The organism is Aeromonas sp. FDAARGOS 1410 (assembly GCF_019048745.1).
Lineage (GTDB): Bacteria > Pseudomonadota > Gammaproteobacteria > Enterobacterales > Aeromonadaceae > Aeromonas > Aeromonas jandaei.
In genome coordinates this window covers 2,208,395-2,227,444 of the sequence record NZ_CP077401.1, presented here as the reverse complement: position 1 = coordinate 2,227,444, position 19,050 = coordinate 2,208,395, and the positions used below count along the sequence as shown (strand labels likewise).

Genomic DNA, 19,050 nt, shown 5'->3' with positions numbered 1-19,050 from the left:
GCAGAATGAAAAAGGGGTTGGCATCTGCCAACCCATCTCGTTTTCTGCGGCCTACCAATCATCACCCCGGTGATTGGCCCGCTCTTGTGCGTCACGGCGCGCTTCCATCGCCCTGTCACGGCGGATATTGGCAGGGGTACAGGCAAACTTCTTCTCGACACAGCGATACCAGCCATCGTTGGCCGAGCCAAAGGGAGCGCCATATTGTGGCTGCTGCGAGCGGCCAAATTCGCCGCGCTCCTGCATCGTTGCACAACCTGAGCCCACCAGTACCAGCAGGGACAACAGAATGCGAAGGGACATTTCATACTCCTCAGGATTTGAACGAACCCTGAATTATGCCCACACCTGCCGTAACGCTCAACAATTCATGCATTTCAAATGGTTAATTACATACCGCTTAATGATCGCAGGCAAAATACTCACAGTGAAGTCAACGGATAACGCTACCAGCCTCATCACCATCGGGATGCACCATGCGAAACTCGATGCGATCGCTGTTGCCCGCCTCGTCCACCACCACCAGCTGATAACGACCCGCCACGCTCAGCACCTGATCGCCATCCCAGCGCAGCCGCTGGCCGTTGAGAAACCAGGCCGGCTTGCCGACCCCGCCGAGCACCTTGGGCTGCAGCCGATAACGCTGACTGCGGATAAGATTGCCCTCCCCCAGCGCCACGATGCGAATGGGAGCCTGCAGCTCGGCACTCCGCCCTTCCCCTGCACAACCGCTGGCCAGCAGCGCCTGCCGTCGCTCGCCGGGGGACCGCCACGGCTCCAGCGACAATGGCCAGAGGGCCCGAAAACCGGATTGCGCCGCATCTTGGCAGCGGGCCAAGGTCGGCTTGCCCACGGCGGTCAGTGCGACCTGGCGCAGCGGCGAGGGCCAGTCCATGGGATCCGGCAAGGTGGGAGGATCGCGCCCTTCCAGCAACCAGGCGCTCTGGCGCTGCAAACAGGCTTCAGGCAGGGTTGCGCTGGCCTTGCGCCCCAGAGGCCAGCAGATCTCTGCTTCGCTCACCGTGTTGGGTTGTGCCGGCAAGGGGCTGTTGTCCGAGAGCCGCGAATAGACAGAGAGCAGCAGCGGCACCGCCGCGCTCTGGCCGTAAAAACCAGGCATGGGGGTACCGTCGGGGCGCCCAAGCCAGACGCCGATGGTCCAGCGACCGGAGACCCCCATGGCCCAGCTGTCGCGATAGCCGTAGCTGGTACCGGTCTTCCAGGCCAGCCGGTTGACCCGGCCGGTCGCCTCGCTGGCAAAGGGTTGGTCCGCCCGTCCCTGCGCGCTCAATATTTGCCAGATGATCCAGGCCGCGCCCGGACTCAGCAAGGGGCGCGACACCGCCTGCTGCCCCGCCAGCCAGACCGGCATCGCCACCTGCCCCTCCCGGGTCAACGCACTGTAGAGCGCCACCAGCTGTTCGAGCCGAATGCCCGCCGCCCCCAGCGCGATGGCAGGATTGGGTTTGTCGGAGAGCGCCAGCCGCACTCCGGCGTTGTCGAGGCGGCTGACCAGTTTGTCCGGCCCAAGCGCCTCCAGCACCTGCACCGCCGGCACGTTGAGGGATTGCTGCAGCGCCTGCGCAAGGGTCACCGGCCCCTGAAAGGCGCCGGAGAAATTGGCGGGGCGGTACTCCGAGCCCAGCCTTGGCGCATCGGAGAGCAGGGAGGCCGAGTGCACCAACCCTTCATCCATCGCCAGACCGTAGATGAAGGGCTTGAGGGTGGAGCCGGGAGAGCGGATCGCCTGCACCATGTCGAGGTAACCGTGGCGGCGCAAATTGCCATACTCGGCGCTGCCCACATAGGCGCGCACCGCCATGGTTTTGTTATCTACCAACAGCAACGCCGCTGAGGTCTGCTCGGGGAAGCGACGGATATAGCTCGCCACCCGCCCCTCCAACCAACGCTGCAGATCGCCGTCGATGGTGGTGTGCACCAGCGCCCCGGCCTGATTGTCAGCGGCAAGGCGGGCAAAGAGCGGCGCCTCCATCGGCGTGAAGTGGCCGCGAGCCAGCACCGGCTCGATGCGTCCCTCCAGCCACGCCTGTTCGGGCCAAACGCCTTGCGCCACCAGCCGCTGCATCACCTTGTCACGGGCGGTGCGGGCCCGCTCGGGATGGCGGTCCGGCCGGTTGCGGCTGGGAGCCTGCGGCAACACCGCCAACAGCGCCGCCTCGGCATAGGTCAGCTTGGCGGCGCTCTTGCCAAGGTAGGCAAAACTTGCCGCCTGCACCCCCTCCAGGTTGCCGCCAAACGGCGCCCGGTTGAGGTAGACGGTGAGCAGGGTGCGCTTGTCGTAGTGCCACTCCAGCTGCAGCGCACGGGCCATCTGGCGCAACTTGCCGGGCACGCTCCTGTGGTAGGGCTCGATAAGACGCGCCACCTGCATGGTAAGGGTCGAGCCGCCCGACACGGCGCGCCCGTAACGCAGCCACTGCCAGACCCCGCGCACCATGGCCACCGGATTTACCCCCGGATGACGCCAGAAGTAGCGATCCTCGTAGCCGAGCAGCGCCTCGATATAGCGGGGGGAGACCTGCTCCAGGGTCACGGGGTAGCGCCACACGCCACTGGTATCGGCAAAGGCGCGCAGCGGTCGCCCCTTCATGTCGAGCACTACCCGCGCATAGGCCGGGTCGAGTGGCGGCGGCAGGAATAGTCGATCCAGCGCCAGCAATGACAGCAGCAGTGCTACAACTCCCAGCACCGAGAAACGCAGCCAGCGTGGCAGGCCACCAAGCCAGCGCCAACCAGCGCGGCCACTGCGACCCAATTTCAGCCAGCCACGCTGCCAGAAAGTGAGCGGGCGAACCCGCTCACTGGAAGGAACGTTGCTCAGAGGGCGTCTGCGACTCATCAAGCGCCAGCTACTCAGAGATAGTTACCTCATGGATATCCTCACCCACTGCCCGCAGCTCGGGCCGGTACATATCCTCCACCTGGGTCGGCGGCACCTGATAGCGACCCGGCGTCACCGCCCGCATCAGGTAGACCAGTTGCTGGTTGCTCCCCTCGCTCAGATCCAGCGCTGCCGTGTAGCGGTCATCGCGAAACTCCTGATGCTTGAGATAGTCGTTCCACTCGCTCTGCCACGCCGGTTTCCCCTCGATGGAGAGATCTTCCAGCTTGATGCTGTTGCCAAGGGCCGGGTTCTCCAGCTCGAAGCCGGCGGGCACCATTTCTACCAGCAGGGCATCGGGCACCGCCGATTCACTGCTGACATTGAGCCGCACCACCACCAGATCGCCGACCCTCACCTTGGCGGGATCAAACGGCTGACCGTCGCTGTTGAACCAGCTGCGGGTCACGCTCATCCCCTTGCTGATCCGTGCCGGTGCCTGTTCGGGGTAACCTACCAGAGTACGCTGCACATAGAGGGCCCCCCTGCCCTCGTTGGTGACGGAGCTCGCCGCCAGCGCCTCGGGGGCGCCCTGCTGCAGCGGAGCAGAACCGCTCAGGGATCCACTGCCAAGAGAGGAAGTCACCCTGGCCTGCCAGTCGGCGGCCGGATCGAAGCGGGCGAGTCGCAGCAGGGCGAGCCGCTCCTGAGTGCTGAGCCACTGACGATGTGCCAGGGTATCGGCTACCTTGGCGCTGAGAGCAGGCCAGCGCTCCGCAGCCAGCTTGTGCTGGCGCAGCAAAGAGAGCTCAAGGGCCTGATCGCGCAGCGGCGAGCCGTAATCCCCCAGATAGTCATCACCGCGCTCGGTCGCCAATGCCCGACTGAGGGCCTTGGCGGCGTTCTGCTCATCCCCCATGGCCGAGAGGGCCAGCGAGAGGTGGAGCAGCGGCAAACCAGAGCGGGCGTGATCGGCCTGCTGCTCCCAGATAAGACGCAGGGTAGCGAGCGGTGCCTTGCCCATCCGGGCCAGCACATAGGCACTGTAGGCCTGATAGGCCAGCCGGCTGTGCTCGGGGGCACTGCTCCAGCGCTCACCATACTGACTGTCGGTGAGATAGCTTTGCAGCCGGTTCAGCGCCTGATTGAGCATTGCCTCCGGCACTGCATCGCCCGCCTCCTTGCGCGCCAGCAGGTAGTCGGCTGCATAAGCGGTGAGCCACTGCTCCTCGTCGGAGCGACCATCCCACAGGCCAAAGCCGCCGCTGGGCAGTTGCAACCGCTGCAACCGTTGCAGCAGGGCGCGTTGCACATCCGCCTCACTCGCCGCTTTCTTGCCCTCTGCGGGTTTGCTCCAGGCGGCCCGCTCATCCGCCGTGGTCAGCAAGTAAGGCCAGGCACGGGACAGAGTCTGCTCCAGACAGGCGTAGGGGTAGTCGGCCAGCGCCTGCCACTGGGCTGCCGGATCCCAGGGGGGAGTGCCGGAGAGGCTGAGCAGCCCCTGCAGATTGGCGCGATCCAGCCCGGCCAGCTCAGCTGGCGCAAAGCTCATCTGCTGGCCGGGAGCCAGCATCTGGTAACGCTGGCGAGTCTCGGCCGGCCAGGGGGAGCGCAGCGGCAAAGTCCAGTCGCGACTTATCGCAAAATCCTTGCCGCTGGCCGCCAACTGCAGGCTTGCTACGCCGCTCGCCCCGGTCACGGTGAGCGGCAGGGTCAGCCACTGCTCCTCGCCGTTTTTAAGGGAAAGGGTGCCGGGCAGCTCGCCATTTGCCTTGAGCCCGCCGTTGAGGGTCCAGACAAGGGAGAGGGTCTGATCCTCGCCGCTCATGTTGCGCAGCTGCACCAGCGCCCGGGTCTCATCGCCTCTGGCGCCAAAGCGCGGCCAGCCAATTTCGGCTACCAAGGGCGCTACTACCTTGACGGCGCGCTCGGCCTCCCCAACTTGCTGTTCGTTCCAGGCCAGCGCCATCAGCGCCAGTTCACCGTTGAAGTTGGGCAAATCGAGCGGGATCACCGCTTTGCCCTGCTGGTCAAAACTCACCTCGCCGCTCCACAGTGCGGCTATTTCGACCCGGCTCTCCAGCGCGCCTCCCTTTTTCAGCGGCGCCCGATCGCCGCCGTAGTTGAGGCGGGCCAGCTTGCCATCCTGCGGCGGGATCACCTGGCCGTAGTTGTCGAACAAATCTTGCGCGAAGCGCTTGCGGCCAAAGAAGATCTCGAACGGGTCGAGGGGCTGGTAGTCGCTGATATTGAGCACGCCCCGATCCACCGCCGCCAGCACCACCCGTCCCTGACTGTTGGGGGTGGAGGTAGCGGTCACTTCCAGCCGGGTAAGCGGCACCGCTTTATCAGGCGCGCTCAGGGTGAGCGGCAGACGGCGCGCTTCCCGATCCAGGGTGAGCGGCACCAGCCCGACCGAGCGCAGGCTCTGTCCCTGCTGGCTGCTGACCGGTTTGGAGGCGCTGTCTGGCGCGGCGATCTGGGCCGAGATATGCAGATCGTGGCGCTGCCACTCGGGGCTGACCGGGATCTCGAACTCGCCGCGGGCATCCTTGGCATCGCCACCGGCCCCCTTGAGTTCGATGCGCTGCCACCAGCGCAGGCCGTCGCCATCTTCCACTAGCAGCAAGCCCTTACCGGGGCGCGGCGCCACCAGAGTCACTTTGGCCTTGTCACCCGCCTGATAGGCGCGCTTGTCGAGAGTGATGGCAATCTTGTCGGGCCGTGCCTGCTCGCCACCGCCGCCCCAGGCGTAGCTGCCGATCTCTACCCGCAGGCTGGATTGATGGCCCTGACTGTTCTCCACCTCCAATCGATACCAGCCCGCCGCCAGTTGCAGCGTGAGCGGGGTCGGCCCCTTGCCATCCAGCTGCAGGGTCTGCTCCTGCTCCAGATAGGGCTGGCTGTTGAATTCGTACTTCCACCCCTCGCCATCGGCGTAGTGCCAGTAGTAGTCGCGGTACTCGTTGATAAGGCGCACTTTCACCGCCCCCGTCACCGGTTGGCCCTTGTCATCGAGGTTGAGGATCTGGAAGGGGAGCGGCTTGCCCCCCTCTACCCGATCGGCCACGAAATCGGCCTTGAGTGCCGGCCACTGGCTGCCTGCAGGCCAGCCATACTGGGTGCGGCTGCGATTGACAGCGCGGCCACCGGGCTCGGCGAGCGACACTCGATAGGCCACCTCCAGCGGCCCGAGACCGCGTACCCCATCGAGCTCATCAGCTAACGAAAAAGTCCCCTGCCCCTGCGCATCGAGGGTGAGATTGAGAGGTTCGAGATCCTTTGCCTGCTCGGCAAGCAGCACGTCACCCAGAGTGAACTCCTGCCACTGGGTAAAGGGCATGGTGGCGCGGCTAATCTTGACCTCAGCCTTGGCCTTGGTGGCACTGGCCGGCGCGCCGTAGAGATAGTCCCCTTGCAGTGGCAGGCTGAGGGCGGCGTCCAGACTCGTCACTTCCCCATCCGGCCCCTTGCCAAGCTGCAGTTTCAAGCGCTCAGGCAGAAATTCTTCCACCAAAAAGGGCCACTCGAAGCGGCTACCGGCGGCGGTCTTGAGGCTGATGGTCCAGCGCCCGAGCGGCGCATCATCCGGCAGGCGCAGACCGTAGTGGGCCGCGCCCAAATTGTCCGGCAGCAGCCGTTTCTGTTCGAGCAGCTGGCCGTCCGGCTGCTTCACCTCCAGCTCCACCGCCATGCCCGGCAGCAGCTGGCCATCCTGCCCCTTGAGCAGGATCTCGCTGTCGAGCCGCTCGCCGGGGCGATAGAGATCGCGCCCGCTAAAGAGGTACAACTGCTGGGCCTGCCAGGGCTGGGTGCCGAGATCGAAGGTGGAAAGATCGAGCGCCGCCCCATCGAGGCGCAGCACCGCCAGATGGTTGCCCTGTTCGGCCAGCAACAAGCGAGCACCCTGCACCTGATCGAAGCGACGATGGCCCTGCGGATCGGTGGTTTGCACCTGCAACCGGTTGCCCTTCTCGTCGAGCAGGGAGAGCTGCACATCCTTGAGCGGGTCGGCGCTGGCCAGGGAGCTCACGAACACCTCCAGCTGATCGCGGTAGCGGCGGGCACTGAGCCCCATGTCGCTCACCGCAAAATAGGTGGTCTCCTTGCGCCAGTCGTAGTTGCCAAGGGGCGACATCACCGCAAAGTAGACGCCAGCCTCCGCCAGCTGCGGCTCCTTCACATTGATGAGGCGGGTCTCGCGCCGGTTGGCATCGAGCTCCAGCGCATAGCGGCCGCTAAACACCCGCTTGGCCCGCTTGGTGATCTGCTCAAGCTCCCAGTTGCCCATGCCGGAACCGGGGCGATACTCGGCCAGGAAGCGGGGTAGATATTCGGCATCGACCCGGAAGAAGTCGATATTGACCTCATCCACGTTGACCGCGCTGATAGGCAGGCGCAGCTCGTCACGCAGCGGCAATACCATGCCGCTGGCAGTAAAGGATGCCCCCGCCTCCAGCGGCCGGGTCTTGAGGGTCCAGCTCTGGGGGGATGGGCCCAGCCCCGCCTTGAGGCTCACCTCGTAGCTTTTGTCGGGCTGGACGTTCGGAAAATAGAGGGTGCGACCATCTTCAGCGAGGATCCACTCCCCCTGCACCTGCTTGCCCCCTTCATTGACCGAGAGCCAGCTCTGCCAATTGGCCTTGGGCGCCAAGGGGCCGGAGAAGACCAGCGCCAGTGCCGGGGCATCCCGATATTGGCGGGCATTGGCTTGTACCACGGCGCTTGGCGCGCCCGCTTCCTGCTGCGCGGCAGGCTTTGTAGTCGGCCCATTGGCGACAGGCTTGTCGGGGCCGCAGCCGGCCAGCAGCAAACCGGCCAACCCGGATAGCAACAGGGCCGACCAGCGGCGACGATTCAGAGGGAGTGCTCCTTGGGCAGAGCGACGGGAAACCGGGCGAGCGTGAAAGAGGCGCATAGATTCCATCCTGGCTGGGATCCGCTGCAACAGCAGCGAGGCAGCAAACAGGATAAAGCATCGAGCGCCCCTGACACAAAGAGGATTCTCGCGACAACAGGCAGAAGCCACCTTGCTGCGACAACGGCCGCCCTTTCAGAGCGGCCAAACACTCAGCAGACCGAAATCAACGGAGGGGGGATTGCTCTCTTTTGGCACCGCCCTTGAACCAGCGAAAGAGGATGGCCGAGACGGCGATAAGGAAGAGCACCAGAGAGGTGATGAGCAGCATGCGGGTCAGCAGTTCGCTGTGTGCCACAAAAAAAGGCACCGTCATCGCCAGCTTGCCCACCAGACTCAGACAAAGTGCCCAGAGCACGGCGCTGGCAAAGCTCGCCACGCACATGCGCAGCACGCTCAGGCGACCTATCCCCATCAGCATGGGGGTCAGCACCCGGACGAACGGAATAAAGCGGGAGGCAAACATGGCCAGAAAACCATACCGGTTCAGCAGCCGGGTCGCTTTGGGCAAACTGTCTGGCGGCAACATCCGCTCGATATGCTCCATAAAGCGGGTACGCTGCAGCGCCCTGCCCTGCAGATAGGCAAGCACGGAGCCAAACCCCGCCGCCAGCGGCAGATAGATGAGCGTCACTTCCGTCCCCAGAACGCCCATTCCCACCAGTCCACCAGCCAGCAGCACCAAGCTGTCTCCCGGCAGGGGGAGAAAGACAAACGCCGACTCCAGCAACAGCACCAGCATCAGACAACAGATGAGCATGGGCACCGCCTGCATCTGGATCAGGGCATCAAAGTCCTGATGCCAAATGGCCATCAACATATCCAGCATCTCTTACTCCCTACCACAACGTTCACCGTGAACGAGGCAGGGGTTATAGCACTCCCCCCATGAACAAAACGTTAATTTTGTCTCGCAGAGAGAAAAAAATGCGGCGAAAAGGCGCCGGGCGGCAAAAAGAAAAAGCCCCTCATCTTGCGCGCACAAGGGAGAGGGGCAAACAGGCACAGAAAGGGGTTACTCGGCAGTAGCCATCTGCCAGGTTTTAAAGCCGCCGGAGAGGTTCTTCACCTTGAAGCCATGCTGGCTCAACAGGCGGCAAGCGACGTGACCGCGCAGCCCAACCTGACAGCTGATCAGTAGCTCCTTCTCCTTGGGCAGCTCATGGAGGCGACCACGCAGCTCGTCGAGCGGGATATGCATGGCCCCCGGAATGCGGCCCAGCTTGTCAAGCTCGGAGCCGTTGCGCACATCCACCACCTGCTGGTGAGGATTGCGAGCCTGCACCTCGGCCACATGGCAGAGCAGGGTATCCCCCTTCAGGTGGTTGCTTGCCACAAAGCCCGCCATGTTGATCACATCCTTGGCCGAGCCAAAGGGTGGCGCATAGGTGAGCTCCAGATCCTGCAGATCGAACACGGTGAGACCGGCGCGCTGGGCCACCGCCAACACATCGATGCGCTTGTCGATGCCATCCTTGCCCACTGCCTGGGCGCCGTAAATCTTGCCATCGGGGGCAAACAGCAGCTTGAGGCTGACCGGATGGGCGCCCGGGTAGTAACCGGCATGGCTGCCCGGGTGGACATAAGCCTTCTCGAACGGCAATCCCAGCTGCACCAGTCGCTTCTCGTTGAGCCCGGTGCTGGCCACCGCCAGATCGAACAGCTTGCAGATGGCTGTCCCTTGCGTCTTCTTGTAGGTTTCGGCTCGGCCCAGCATATTGTCGGCGGCGATGCGCCCCTGCCGGTTGGCCGGGCCCGCCAGCGGGATCAGCACAGATTCGCCGGTGACGAAGTCAATCTCCTCCACCGCATCCCCCACCGCATAGATAAAGGGATCCGAGGTGCGCATGCCGGCATCCACCTTGATACCTCCGCGTGGGCCCAGCTCCAGCCCTGCTTTGGCGGCGAGCAGGGTTTCCGGTTTGACGCCAATGGCGAGGATCAAGAGACCGGTATCAAGATGGGAACCATCATTGAGGATCAGGCGCAGGCCACCGCTGTTGGCGGTAGCCACGGCGGCGGTTTTCTCGGCAGGCAGATCCAGACTCTCGATGGCGGTGAGGCCGGTGCGCAGGCGCAGGTCGATCCCCTCTTCCCGGATGCGGGCATGGAGCATGTTGGCCATCTCCCTGTCCACCGGTGCCATCACCTGATCGGAGAGCTCCAGCAGAGTGACATCCAGCTTGCGCTGGTGCAGCGCCTCCATCATCTCCAACCCGATAAAGCCGCCGCCCACCACGGTGACGTGACGCGGTTGATCGTGGTGAAGGGAGGCCAGAATCCGGTCCATGTCGGGTATATTGCGCAGGGTATGCACCCGGGGGCTATCGATACCGGGGAAAGGCGGCCGGATCGGCGCGGCGCCCGGGCTCAGCAGCAGCACGTCATAGGGTTCGCGCTGCTCTTCACCGGTTTGCAGGTTGCGCACCAGCAATGTCTTGCCTGCCCTGTCTATCTCGATCACATCGTGAAAGACTCGCACATCGACGTTGAAACGGCGCTTGAAACTCTGGGGAGTCTGCAGCAGCAAGGCATCCCGATTGGGGATATCGCCACCTATGTGGTAGGGCAGACCGCAGTTGGCAAAGCTGACAAACTCGCCCCGCTCGAACATCACGATCTCAGCCTCTTCACTCAAACGACGAGCGCGAGCCGCCGCCGATGCGCCCCCCGCAACCCCACCGATAATCAGGATCCGTTTCATCTGCAAGACTCCTCCTAGAAGATAATGACCAATAAATTAGCAATCTCTAATTTAGATTTCAATGAAATTTTGTTTCCCTCGATTTTGCAGTATTCTTGCAGCCCCGACGGTTGCTTAACAGGATGTTGTTCGTTCATGTCGTCTACCGCTCTCAGTCATCTTCCCCCTGCCCTCCAGACTCCCCTTTTCTTTCGTCTGGACCTGCGCAGCCAACGGCTGGTCGCCCTGACCGACGTGATGCAAACGCCGCTCTACTGGCTCGACGAACCGCGCGCCCCCTGGCCTGCCCAACTGCCCGCCGATCTGCGCCTGCCCATCGAGCAGATGCTGGCCAATGGCCATGGCGGCAAACTCTCCCTGCGCTTTGGCGGCCAGCTCTGGCACATTGCCATCGCCCACGAGCAGGATGGCTTCTGGCTTATCTGCCTGCAGCACCGACACCTGGAGCCGGTCTCCGAACTGGCGCTGCAACTGCCGCGCCTTAGCCAGATGGCGAGCCAGCAACAGTATGCTCTCCTGCTGGAAACCCTCAAGGATAGTCTGGGCGCCGATCGACTCATTCTCTGGCACTATCAGGCCAACGGCGATCTGGGCTGCGAGCAGCTCACGCCCGTCTTTACTCTGGGTGTTGATGGCATCTATCCCATTCGTGGCGACAGCCGCTATATCCGTGCCCTGCGCACCCGCAAATCCCTGAGCTTCTCGGAAGCGGCCCATCAGCCGATGCTGAGCAACCACCTCTATCTGGCCAGTGCCGGCGTCAGCTCGCGCCTCGACGGTGCCATGCTGGAGCAGGACAAGCTCTTTGGCGTGCTCAGCATCGAATATCTTGACCCGACTCCTCTTGGCGACGAGATGCTGCAACTGGTGCGCCACTGCGCCCAACTGCTTGGTCACTGGCAACCGGTGCAGGAGGAGAGCGCAAGCGACCTCGCCCTGCCTGCCGAGCTGCACCAGCTCACCGGCATCGACTACTGCAAAACGTTGCTGCAATGGGCCAAAGCCGCCAGCGGTGCTCGTGCCGGCTGGATCGGCGAGTTCCAGCCACGAGGGCAGGATCTCTGGATTATTCCTCGCTGCGTCCTCAACGAGGAGACCTTCTCCGCTCTCAAGCCCCTGCAGATGGATCCGGGCCCCGGCAGGGAGCTGTTCCAGCACGGGCAGGCCATCTATGTGGAAGATCTGGCGCTGCGTTATCCCAAGGCACACCGTCTGCTGGCCCTCAATGCCAGGGCCTATATCGGCATCCCGCTGCACAACGCGGGTGGCACCCCGACCGGCCAGCTCACCCTGCTGCTCGACGAAACGCTGAGTGACCCGGAACCCCTGCTGGATCTCTTGAGCAGCCAGCACGAGCGGGCCGCCATCGAGCTCAAGCGCCTAGCTACCGACGACGCCCTACGCCTGGCCGAAGTGGCCTTCAATACCCACGATGGCCTGCTGGTAATGGATCACAACGGCATCATCCTCAAGGTGAACCACTCCTTTACCCGCATCACCGGATTTGGCGAGGTGGAGGTGGTTGGCCACTCCATCCGCAAGCTGCGCCCCACCTACTATGGTGATCACCTGAAAGAGGATGTCAGCCGTGCCGTGGCCGAACAGGAGTTCTGGCTGGGTGAGGAGCGCTGCCTGCATCAGGATGGCCACCTCTTCCCGGTGCGCCTGATGGTGAGCGGCGTGAAGGATGAGCGGGGTGAACTCAGCCACTTCATCTGCAGCTTCTACGACATCACCGAGGAGAAAGAGGCGGCCAGACACATAGAGCAGCTCGCCTACTACGACGATCTCTGCGGCCTGCACAATCGCCGCAGCCTCAACACCATTTTGCAGCGCACGCTGGAGACGTCCGATGGTCAGTGGGGGGCATTGCTGCTGGTCGATCTCGACAACTTCAAGTCGATCAACGACTCTCTCGGCCACGCCTGTGGCGATCTGCTGCTGCAGGCGGTGGTACGCCGCTTCAAGGAGCTGCCGCAGGACAATCTGGTACAGGCTCGCATCTCGGGGGATGAATTTGCCCTGCTCTTTACCCAGCTTGGACAGGGTGAAGTGACCGCCAAAATTCTGGCAGAGCACTTCGCCCGCGAGTTGATGGGGCTGTTTCGCACCCCGTTCGAAATAGCCGATCACAAGCTGCACTGCAGCGCCTCGGTCGGGATCAGCCTCTTTGCCGGCAACGGCATGGATCACCTCACCCTGATGCAACAGGCTGACACGGCCACTCACATGGCCAAGCGTGCCGGTCAGGGCAACTACGTCTTCTTTACCGAAGCGATGGCCGAGCAGGAGAAAAACCGCCTCACTCTCACCAACCAGTTGCGCGATGCCCTGCGCCACCACGAGCTGCAGTTGCACTATCAGCCGCAATATCGGGTGGATAACGGCACCCTCTCGGGGGTCGAGGCGCTGCTGCGCTGGCAGCGCAGCGATGGCACCATGGTGCCCCCCGGCGAATTTATCCCCATCGCCGAGGAGACCAGCCTGATCCTCGAAATCGGCTACTGGGTGATGAAAACCGCCTGCGCGCAATACAGCTTCTGGCTCAACCGCGGCCTGCAGATCCCTCACCTGTCGGTCAACGTCAGCGCCCGCCAGTTCCACACCCAGGGCTTCGTCCAGCAGGTGGAGTACATTCTGCGCGATACCGGCATCCCGCCCTCCCGCCTGCTGCTGGAGGTGACCGAATCCGTAGTGCTGGAGAATCGCATCGAGAGCATCGCCCGCATGCGCCAGCTCAAGGAGCTCGGTATCCTCATCTCCATCGATGACTTTGGCACCGGCTACTCGTCACTCGCCTATCTACGGGATCTGCCCGCCGATGAGGTGAAGCTCGACAGAAGCTTCATCCAGACCCTGGTGCACAGCGAACAAGACAGGGCCATCGTCAAGGCAATCCTCGATCTGGCTCAGGTATTCCGCTTTACCGTCACCGCCGAAGGGGTGGAAGAGGAGGCGCAACTGGCCATTCTTCGAGAGCTGGGATGTCAGCATTATCAAGGGTTCCTCACCAGCCGCCCGCTCACAATCAGGGAGCTGGAACAGCTGCTGGACGGCAACGGGCCGGACTAAAGGTGTAGGATCAATAGGGGTTTATGTAATAAAATAACGGCCTGCTCGAATCGTTGGAGTTGTCTATGTCAGTCATTAACCGGATCCCTGCCGTTGAAATCAGTGAACAAGCCGAGAGTCACGGCGCCATTGGCCGGATCCATTCCGTTGAAACCTGCGGTACCGTCGACGGTCCGGGAATACGCTTTATCGTATTCATGCAAGGATGCCTGATGCGCTGCAAGTACTGCCACAACCGCGATACCTGGGATACCGAGGGTGGCCGCGAAGTGACAGTGCCGGAGTTGATGAGTGACATCACCAGCTATCGCCACTTCATGAATGCCTCCGGTGGCGGTGTGACCGCATCCGGCGGTGAAGCCATGTTGCAACCGGCTTTCATCACCGAACTCTTTACTGCCTGCAAAGAGAAAGGGATCCATACCTGCCTCGATACCAACGGCTTCGTCCGTCATCTCGACGAACAGGTGGACAAGCTGCTCGACCAGACCGATCTGGTGCTGCTCGACATCAAGCAGATCAATGACGAAAAACATATTCCGCTGACCCACGTCAGCAACAGGTACACCCTGGAGTTTGCCCGCTATCTGGCAGCCAAAGGCAAGACCATGTGGATCCGCTATGTGGTGGTGCCGACCTGGAGCGACGACGACGAAAGCGCCGAAGGGCTGGGTCAGTTCATCGCCGAGCTGGGCGAGAGCGTCGAGAAGGTGGAGCTGCTCCCCTATCACGAACTCGGCAAACACAAGTGGGATGTGCTGGGTGATCCTTACGAGCTGAGCGGGATCAAGCCCCCCAGCAAGGAGACCATGGAGCGGGTCAAGGGGATCCTTGGCAAGTACCACAACAACGTGAAATATTGATGTGCAAGCAGGCTGACTCGTCAGCCTGCTCTGTTTTCGGGTGGCAGGGATCTGGCTGCCCGGCGTAATCCGACTGCCTCGTGAGTGAACGAATGATGAGTGAAGGACAACTCGCCGCTCTTCTGATCTGGCTGCTGCTACTGACTTTCAGCCTGCGCCGCCCCCTGTGGCAACTGCTTCATGACAACCCCCTCTACCAGCATCTGCTGCTGGGGAGCGCCATCGCCCTCATCCCGCTCTGGACTCTGCGCGCCGGTCTGCACGACGGACTGGAGGTGCATTTTCTCGGACTCACCACCCTCACCCTGCTGCTGGGCTGGCGGTTGGCCCTGCTCGCCCCCTGCCTGACCCTGCTGGTACTCGACTACTTTGGCGTGACCAATCTGGCCGACTTTGGCTGGCAGGCGCTGGTTGGCATTGCCCTGCCGGTAGCCAGCAGCTGGCTGCTGTTTCTGGCCAGCTGGGCCTGGCTGCCGCGCCATCTCTTTGTCTATATCTTCGTTGCCGCCTTTCTTGGCGGCGCCCTCGCCATCTCGGTCAAGGTGGCAGCCAGCGCCCTGCTGATGGGGATAAGCGGCAGCTACCCCTGGCATACCATCACGGCAGACTACCTCTCCATCTGGCCGCTGCTGCTGTTCCCCGAAGCGCTGCTCAACGGCATGGCGATGACGGTGCTCGCCATCTACCGCCCCCACTGGGTCAACACCTTCTTCGATCGCACCTATCTGGGCAAATAACTCCTTTCCTCGATCTGCGCGCATAAAAAAGGAGAGGCCGTGGCCTCTCCTTTTGCTATTCCGAATTGTGGCAAATCCCGGCTTAGTGCAGCTTCAGGGTCGGACGCAGTACCCGGTTGATGCGACCCACCAGCATGATGAGGCCGGTCTTGACGTAGCCATGCAGGGCGATCTGGTGCATCCGGTAGAGGGAGATGTACACCAGACGGGCGATGTAGCCTTCCACCATCATGGAGCCGCGCATCAGGTTGCCCATCAGGCTACCCACAGTGGAGAAGCGGCTGAGGGATACCAGCGAACCGTGGTCGTGGTAGAGGTAGGGCTTCATCTCGCCGCCGTTCATCTTGGCCAGAATGTTCTTGAACGCCTGGCTGGCCATCTGGTGGGCAGACTGGGCGCGCGGCGGCACGAACTTGCCATCCGGCTGCGGGCAGGCGGCGCAGTCACCGATGACGAAAATGTTCTCGTCACGGGTGGTCTGCAGGGTCTCTTTCACCACCAGCTGGTTGATGCGGTTGGTCTCAAGACCAGCGATATCCTTCATGAAATCCGGCGCCTTGATACCGGCAGCCCACACCATCAGGTCAGCTTCAATCAGCTCGCCATCCTTGGTATGCAGACCTTCGGCGGTCGCTTCGGTGATCATGGTGGCGGTACGCACATCCACACCCAGCTTGACCAGCTCCTGATGAGCGGCGCCGCTGATGCGCTCCGGCAGGGCCGGCAGGATGCGGGGGCCTGCTTCCACCAAGGTCACCTTCAGGCTGTCGGTGGTCAGATTCTTGAAGCCGTAGGCATAGAGCTGCTCGACCGCGTTGTAGAGCTCGGCAGAGAGCTCGACGCCGGTGGCGCCGCCACCAACGATGGCAATCTTCACCTTGTCGCCCGGCTTATATTCGGTCGCGAACTGCAGGAAGCGGTTCATCATGCTGTTATGGAAGCGGTGCGCCTGGGAGGGGCTATCGAGGAAGATGCAGTGATCCTTGATGCCCTTGGTGTTGAAGTCATTGGAAACAGAGCCGATGGCCATCACCAGATAGTCGTAAGGCAGCTCGCGCTCGTTGACCACGATGTCGCCACTGTCGTCGTGGATCGGGGCCAGTACGATGCGTTTCTCGTCACGCTTGATGTCGGTCAGGGTGCCGAGCTGGAAATCGAAACCGTGGTTTTTGGCGTGAGACTGATAGCTCAGGGCATCGATGCCCGCATCCATGGAGCCGGTGGCCACTTCGTGCAGCAGGGGCTTCCACAGGTGAGTGCGGTTACGATCGACCAGAGTGATCTTGGCCTTGTTCTTCTTGCCAAGCTTGCGACCCAGACTGGTGGCCAGCTCCAGACCACCGGCGCCGCCGCCTACAACGACAATATTCATCATGATGATTTTTCCTCGGTTCCTCAAAACGAAAGGGAGCCATTGGCTCCCTAAAACGAAATCGGTCGACGTGATGGATCAGGCTTCTTTGAAGGCCTTCATCCGCTGCAGATGGTGCGAGATGTTTTTGAACTTATGGGTCTCGCGATCATCCCACACGATGTCGTAATAGTTCTTCAATTCACGTTCAGTGTCCCGATTATCGCGCACTTCATCCTGAACGGAAAGGATGCACAGGCAGTTTCCTGAATTTTTCTTACGAAATTCAGTTACACACTTGGTGCCAATATCCTCGTACTCCTCCGGCCGGTCGATCTTGCCCTGCATGTTCTCTTCAGGGTGCAGATTGGGGTTGAAGATCACCTGACGAATGCCGCACAAAAAGCCGATGCGCTCGCTCCAGTAGCCGCCGAGTCCGACACCGCAGATGAGGGGCTTGGGATCTGTGCTCATGTCGAGCTGCTTCTTCACTTCCTTGAGCAGGTGGCTCATATCGTGACGGGGGTGAACCGTGCTGTAGTGCACGAAACGCACATCATCATCAATAAACTGCAACTGCAGCACTTTCTCGTGATTGCCTGGGCTGGTGGCATCAAAGCCATGCAGATAGATGATCATGGATAAGACCTCAGGATCTGTGTCGGTTTTATCGAAACTACCCCAGCGGCGGCCCCGTGCGCCACCAAAACATCCAACTTTCTTGCTTTGGATCACGCCAGCCCCTGCAACAAGATGCTGCGCGGGAGCCCTTGCCAAGCGCAATACGCAGAGCAGCCCTATCAAAGTGAGAGGCTGTGGCCAAAAATGATACCGCCATTACCAATCTGAGATGCCCGGCAGTGCCCTTTGTCCCTCTTCTTGTGCCTGATCCCGATCCGGATGTGATTGATCCCTCAAAAAAGCCAAACGTTTTCACCACCAGTCACGATTGAGCATGTTTTGTGCACTGACCATGGCCTGCACCGGATCCCTCTCTCTTGCCCATCCCGATGAGTCCGGCGATCCACGCACTCGATAACATCTGTGACCGGGAAAGCCGCGGCTTTCGCTATCTTGCCCCTGCCCGTTGCCGGGGCTCGCCAAGGAGAGATCTGTTGATGAACGAGACCAATCCCCCCGCCTCCCGACCGGGAAAGCGAATACGTCCCGATGATGAAGTTGAGCGCATGCTCCCCGCTGGCCAGCTATTTACCCTCGGCCTGCAGCATGTGCTGGTGATGTACGCCGGCGCCGTCGCCGTCCCACTGGTGATAGGCGGCAGTCTGGGACTGCCCAAGGAGCAGATCTCCTACCTTATCAGTTCGGATCTCTTCTGCTGCGGCATCGTCACCCTGCTGCAGTGTGTCGGTATCGGGCGTTTCGCCGGGATCCGGCTACCGGTCATCATGTCGGTCACCTTTGCCGCCGTAATGCCCATGCTGGCCATCGGTGCCAATCCGGATCTGGGGCTCACCGGCATCTTCGGCGCCACCATAGCCGCGGGTATCATCTCGACTCTGCTGGTGCCCCTGATAGGCCGGTTGATGCCGCTCTTCCCCACCGTGGTGACCGGGGTGGTCATCACATCCATCGGGATCAGCATCATGCAGGTGGGGATCGACTGGATGGCGGGGGGCAAGGGCAACCCCGAATATGGCAGCCTGCGCTATATCGGCACCAGCTTTGTGGTGCTCGCCTTCATTCTGGCTGTGACCCGCTTCACCAAAGGTTTTTTCAGCAATATCTCGGTGCTGCTCGGGATCATCTTCGGCTTCATAGTAGCCATCGCCATGGGGGAGGTGAGTCTCGACGGTCTTGGTGAGGCGGCCTGGTTTGCCCCCATAGTACCGTTCGCCTTTGGTTGGCCCACCTTCGATCCCATCTCCATCGCCACCCTGACGGTGATCATGCTGATCACCTTCATCGAATCGATGGGGATGTTTCTGGCGCTCGGCGACATCGTAGGCCATCCGGCCAGTCGCGGCGATATCGTACGCGGGCTGCGGGTGGATGCCATCGGCACCATCATCGGCGGCGTCTTCAACAGCTTCCCCCACACCTCCTTCTCCCAAAATATCGGGCTGGTAAGCGTGACCGGGGTATCGAGCCGCTGGGTTTGCGTGATGTCGGGGGGGATCCTGCTCGCCTTTGGCCTTATCCCCAAGATGTCGGTGATGGTCGCCTCCATCCCTCCCTTCGTGCTGGGAGGCGCCGGCATAGTGATGTTCGGCATGGTGCTGGCAACCGGCATTCGCATTCTGGCGCGGGCCGACTACAACACCAACCGCCACAATCTCTACATTGTCGCCATCAGCCTCGGGATCGGCATGATCCCGACCGTCTCCGGCTCTTTCTTCCAGCACTTCCCGGCGGCACTGCAACCGCTGTTTCATAGCGGCATCCTGTTGGCCACCATCAGCTCGGTAGTGCTCAACCTCTTCTTCAACGGCTACCAACCGGATCTGACCCACCAGACCAAGCCATTGCTGGTCGGCCCGGTCAAACCGAAGCAGGAGCAAGCATAACCAACAGGCCCCGGACACAGGTCCGGGGCCAGTCACTC

At 61.9% G+C, this 19,050-nt stretch carries 11 protein-coding genes; 4 read left to right on the top strand and 7 right to left on the bottom strand.

Annotation, left to right across the window (positions count from 1 at the left end; genetic code table 11):
• Positions 1-51 precede the first annotated feature (51 nt).
• The 5 genes from I6L40_RS10480 to I6L40_RS10460 all read right to left on the bottom strand — a co-directional run bounded on the left by I6L40_RS10480 (position 52) and on the right by I6L40_RS10460 (position 10,464).
• Complete coding sequence (locus tag I6L40_RS10480; RefSeq protein WP_071911556.1) at positions 52-303, bottom strand: hypothetical protein; 252 nt, start codon at positions 301-303, stop codon at positions 52-54.
• Positions 304-433: 130 nt separating this feature from the next.
• The gene (gene pbpC, locus I6L40_RS10475) at positions 434-2,860 is read right to left on the bottom strand and encodes a penicillin-binding protein 1C (protein ID WP_216995392.1); all 2,427 of its coding nucleotides are present in this window, start codon (positions 2,858-2,860) and stop codon (positions 434-436) included.
• A 10-nt stretch (positions 2,861-2,870) separates the two neighbouring features.
• Positions 2,871-7,760: an alpha-2-macroglobulin gene (locus tag I6L40_RS10470; protein ID WP_216995391.1), complete on the bottom strand. Its 4,890-nt coding sequence runs from the start codon at positions 7,758-7,760 to the stop codon at positions 2,871-2,873.
• A gap of 166 nt (positions 7,761-7,926) precedes the next feature.
• Complete coding sequence (locus I6L40_RS10465; protein WP_215807707.1) at positions 7,927-8,589, bottom strand: DedA family protein; 663 nt, start codon at positions 8,587-8,589, stop codon at positions 7,927-7,929.
• 186 nt (positions 8,590-8,775) lie between these two features.
• Entirely contained in the window at positions 8,776-10,464 is a 1,689-nt protein-coding gene (locus I6L40_RS10460) for an FAD-dependent oxidoreductase (protein WP_216995390.1), read from the bottom strand.
• A gap of 135 nt (positions 10,465-10,599) precedes the next feature.
• Here I6L40_RS10460 and I6L40_RS10455 point away from each other — a divergent pair, with 135 nt between their 5' ends.
• The 3 genes from I6L40_RS10455 to I6L40_RS10445 all read left to right on the top strand — a co-directional run bounded on the left by I6L40_RS10455 (position 10,600) and on the right by I6L40_RS10445 (position 15,136).
• Positions 10,600-13,536 (top strand): EAL domain-containing protein, encoded by a 2,937-nt coding sequence (locus I6L40_RS10455; protein WP_216995389.1) that lies wholly within the window; start codon positions 10,600-10,602, stop codon positions 13,534-13,536.
• Positions 13,537-13,601: 65 nt separating this feature from the next.
• On the top strand, positions 13,602-14,399 hold the full coding sequence (gene pflA / locus I6L40_RS10450) for a pyruvate formate lyase 1-activating protein (protein ID WP_042033423.1): 798 nt from the start codon (positions 13,602-13,604) through the stop codon (positions 14,397-14,399).
• 95 nt (positions 14,400-14,494) lie between these two features.
• Positions 14,495-15,136, top strand: coding sequence for an energy-coupling factor ABC transporter permease (locus I6L40_RS10445; RefSeq protein ID WP_042033493.1), 642 nt, complete (start codon positions 14,495-14,497; stop codon positions 15,134-15,136).
• An 82-nt stretch (positions 15,137-15,218) separates the two neighbouring features.
• On the opposite strand, the gene I6L40_RS10440 is transcribed toward I6L40_RS10445, so the two are convergent.
• Both I6L40_RS10440 and ycfP read right to left on the bottom strand, forming a co-directional pair.
• On the bottom strand, positions 15,219-16,511 hold the full coding sequence (locus I6L40_RS10440; RefSeq protein ID WP_033113394.1) for an NAD(P)/FAD-dependent oxidoreductase: 1,293 nt from the start codon (positions 16,509-16,511) through the stop codon (positions 15,219-15,221).
• A gap of 75 nt (positions 16,512-16,586) precedes the next feature.
• Entirely contained in the window at positions 16,587-17,126 is a 540-nt protein-coding gene (ycfP, locus tag I6L40_RS10435; RefSeq protein ID WP_033113393.1) for an alpha/beta hydrolase YcfP, read from the bottom strand.
• 479 nt (positions 17,127-17,605) lie between these two features.
• Here ycfP and I6L40_RS10430 point away from each other — a divergent pair, with 479 nt between their 5' ends.
• The gene (locus I6L40_RS10430) at positions 17,606-19,012 is read left to right on the top strand and encodes a nucleobase:cation symporter-2 family protein (RefSeq protein WP_071911567.1); all 1,407 of its coding nucleotides are present in this window, start codon (positions 17,606-17,608) and stop codon (positions 19,010-19,012) included.
• Positions 19,013-19,050 lie beyond the last annotated feature (38 nt).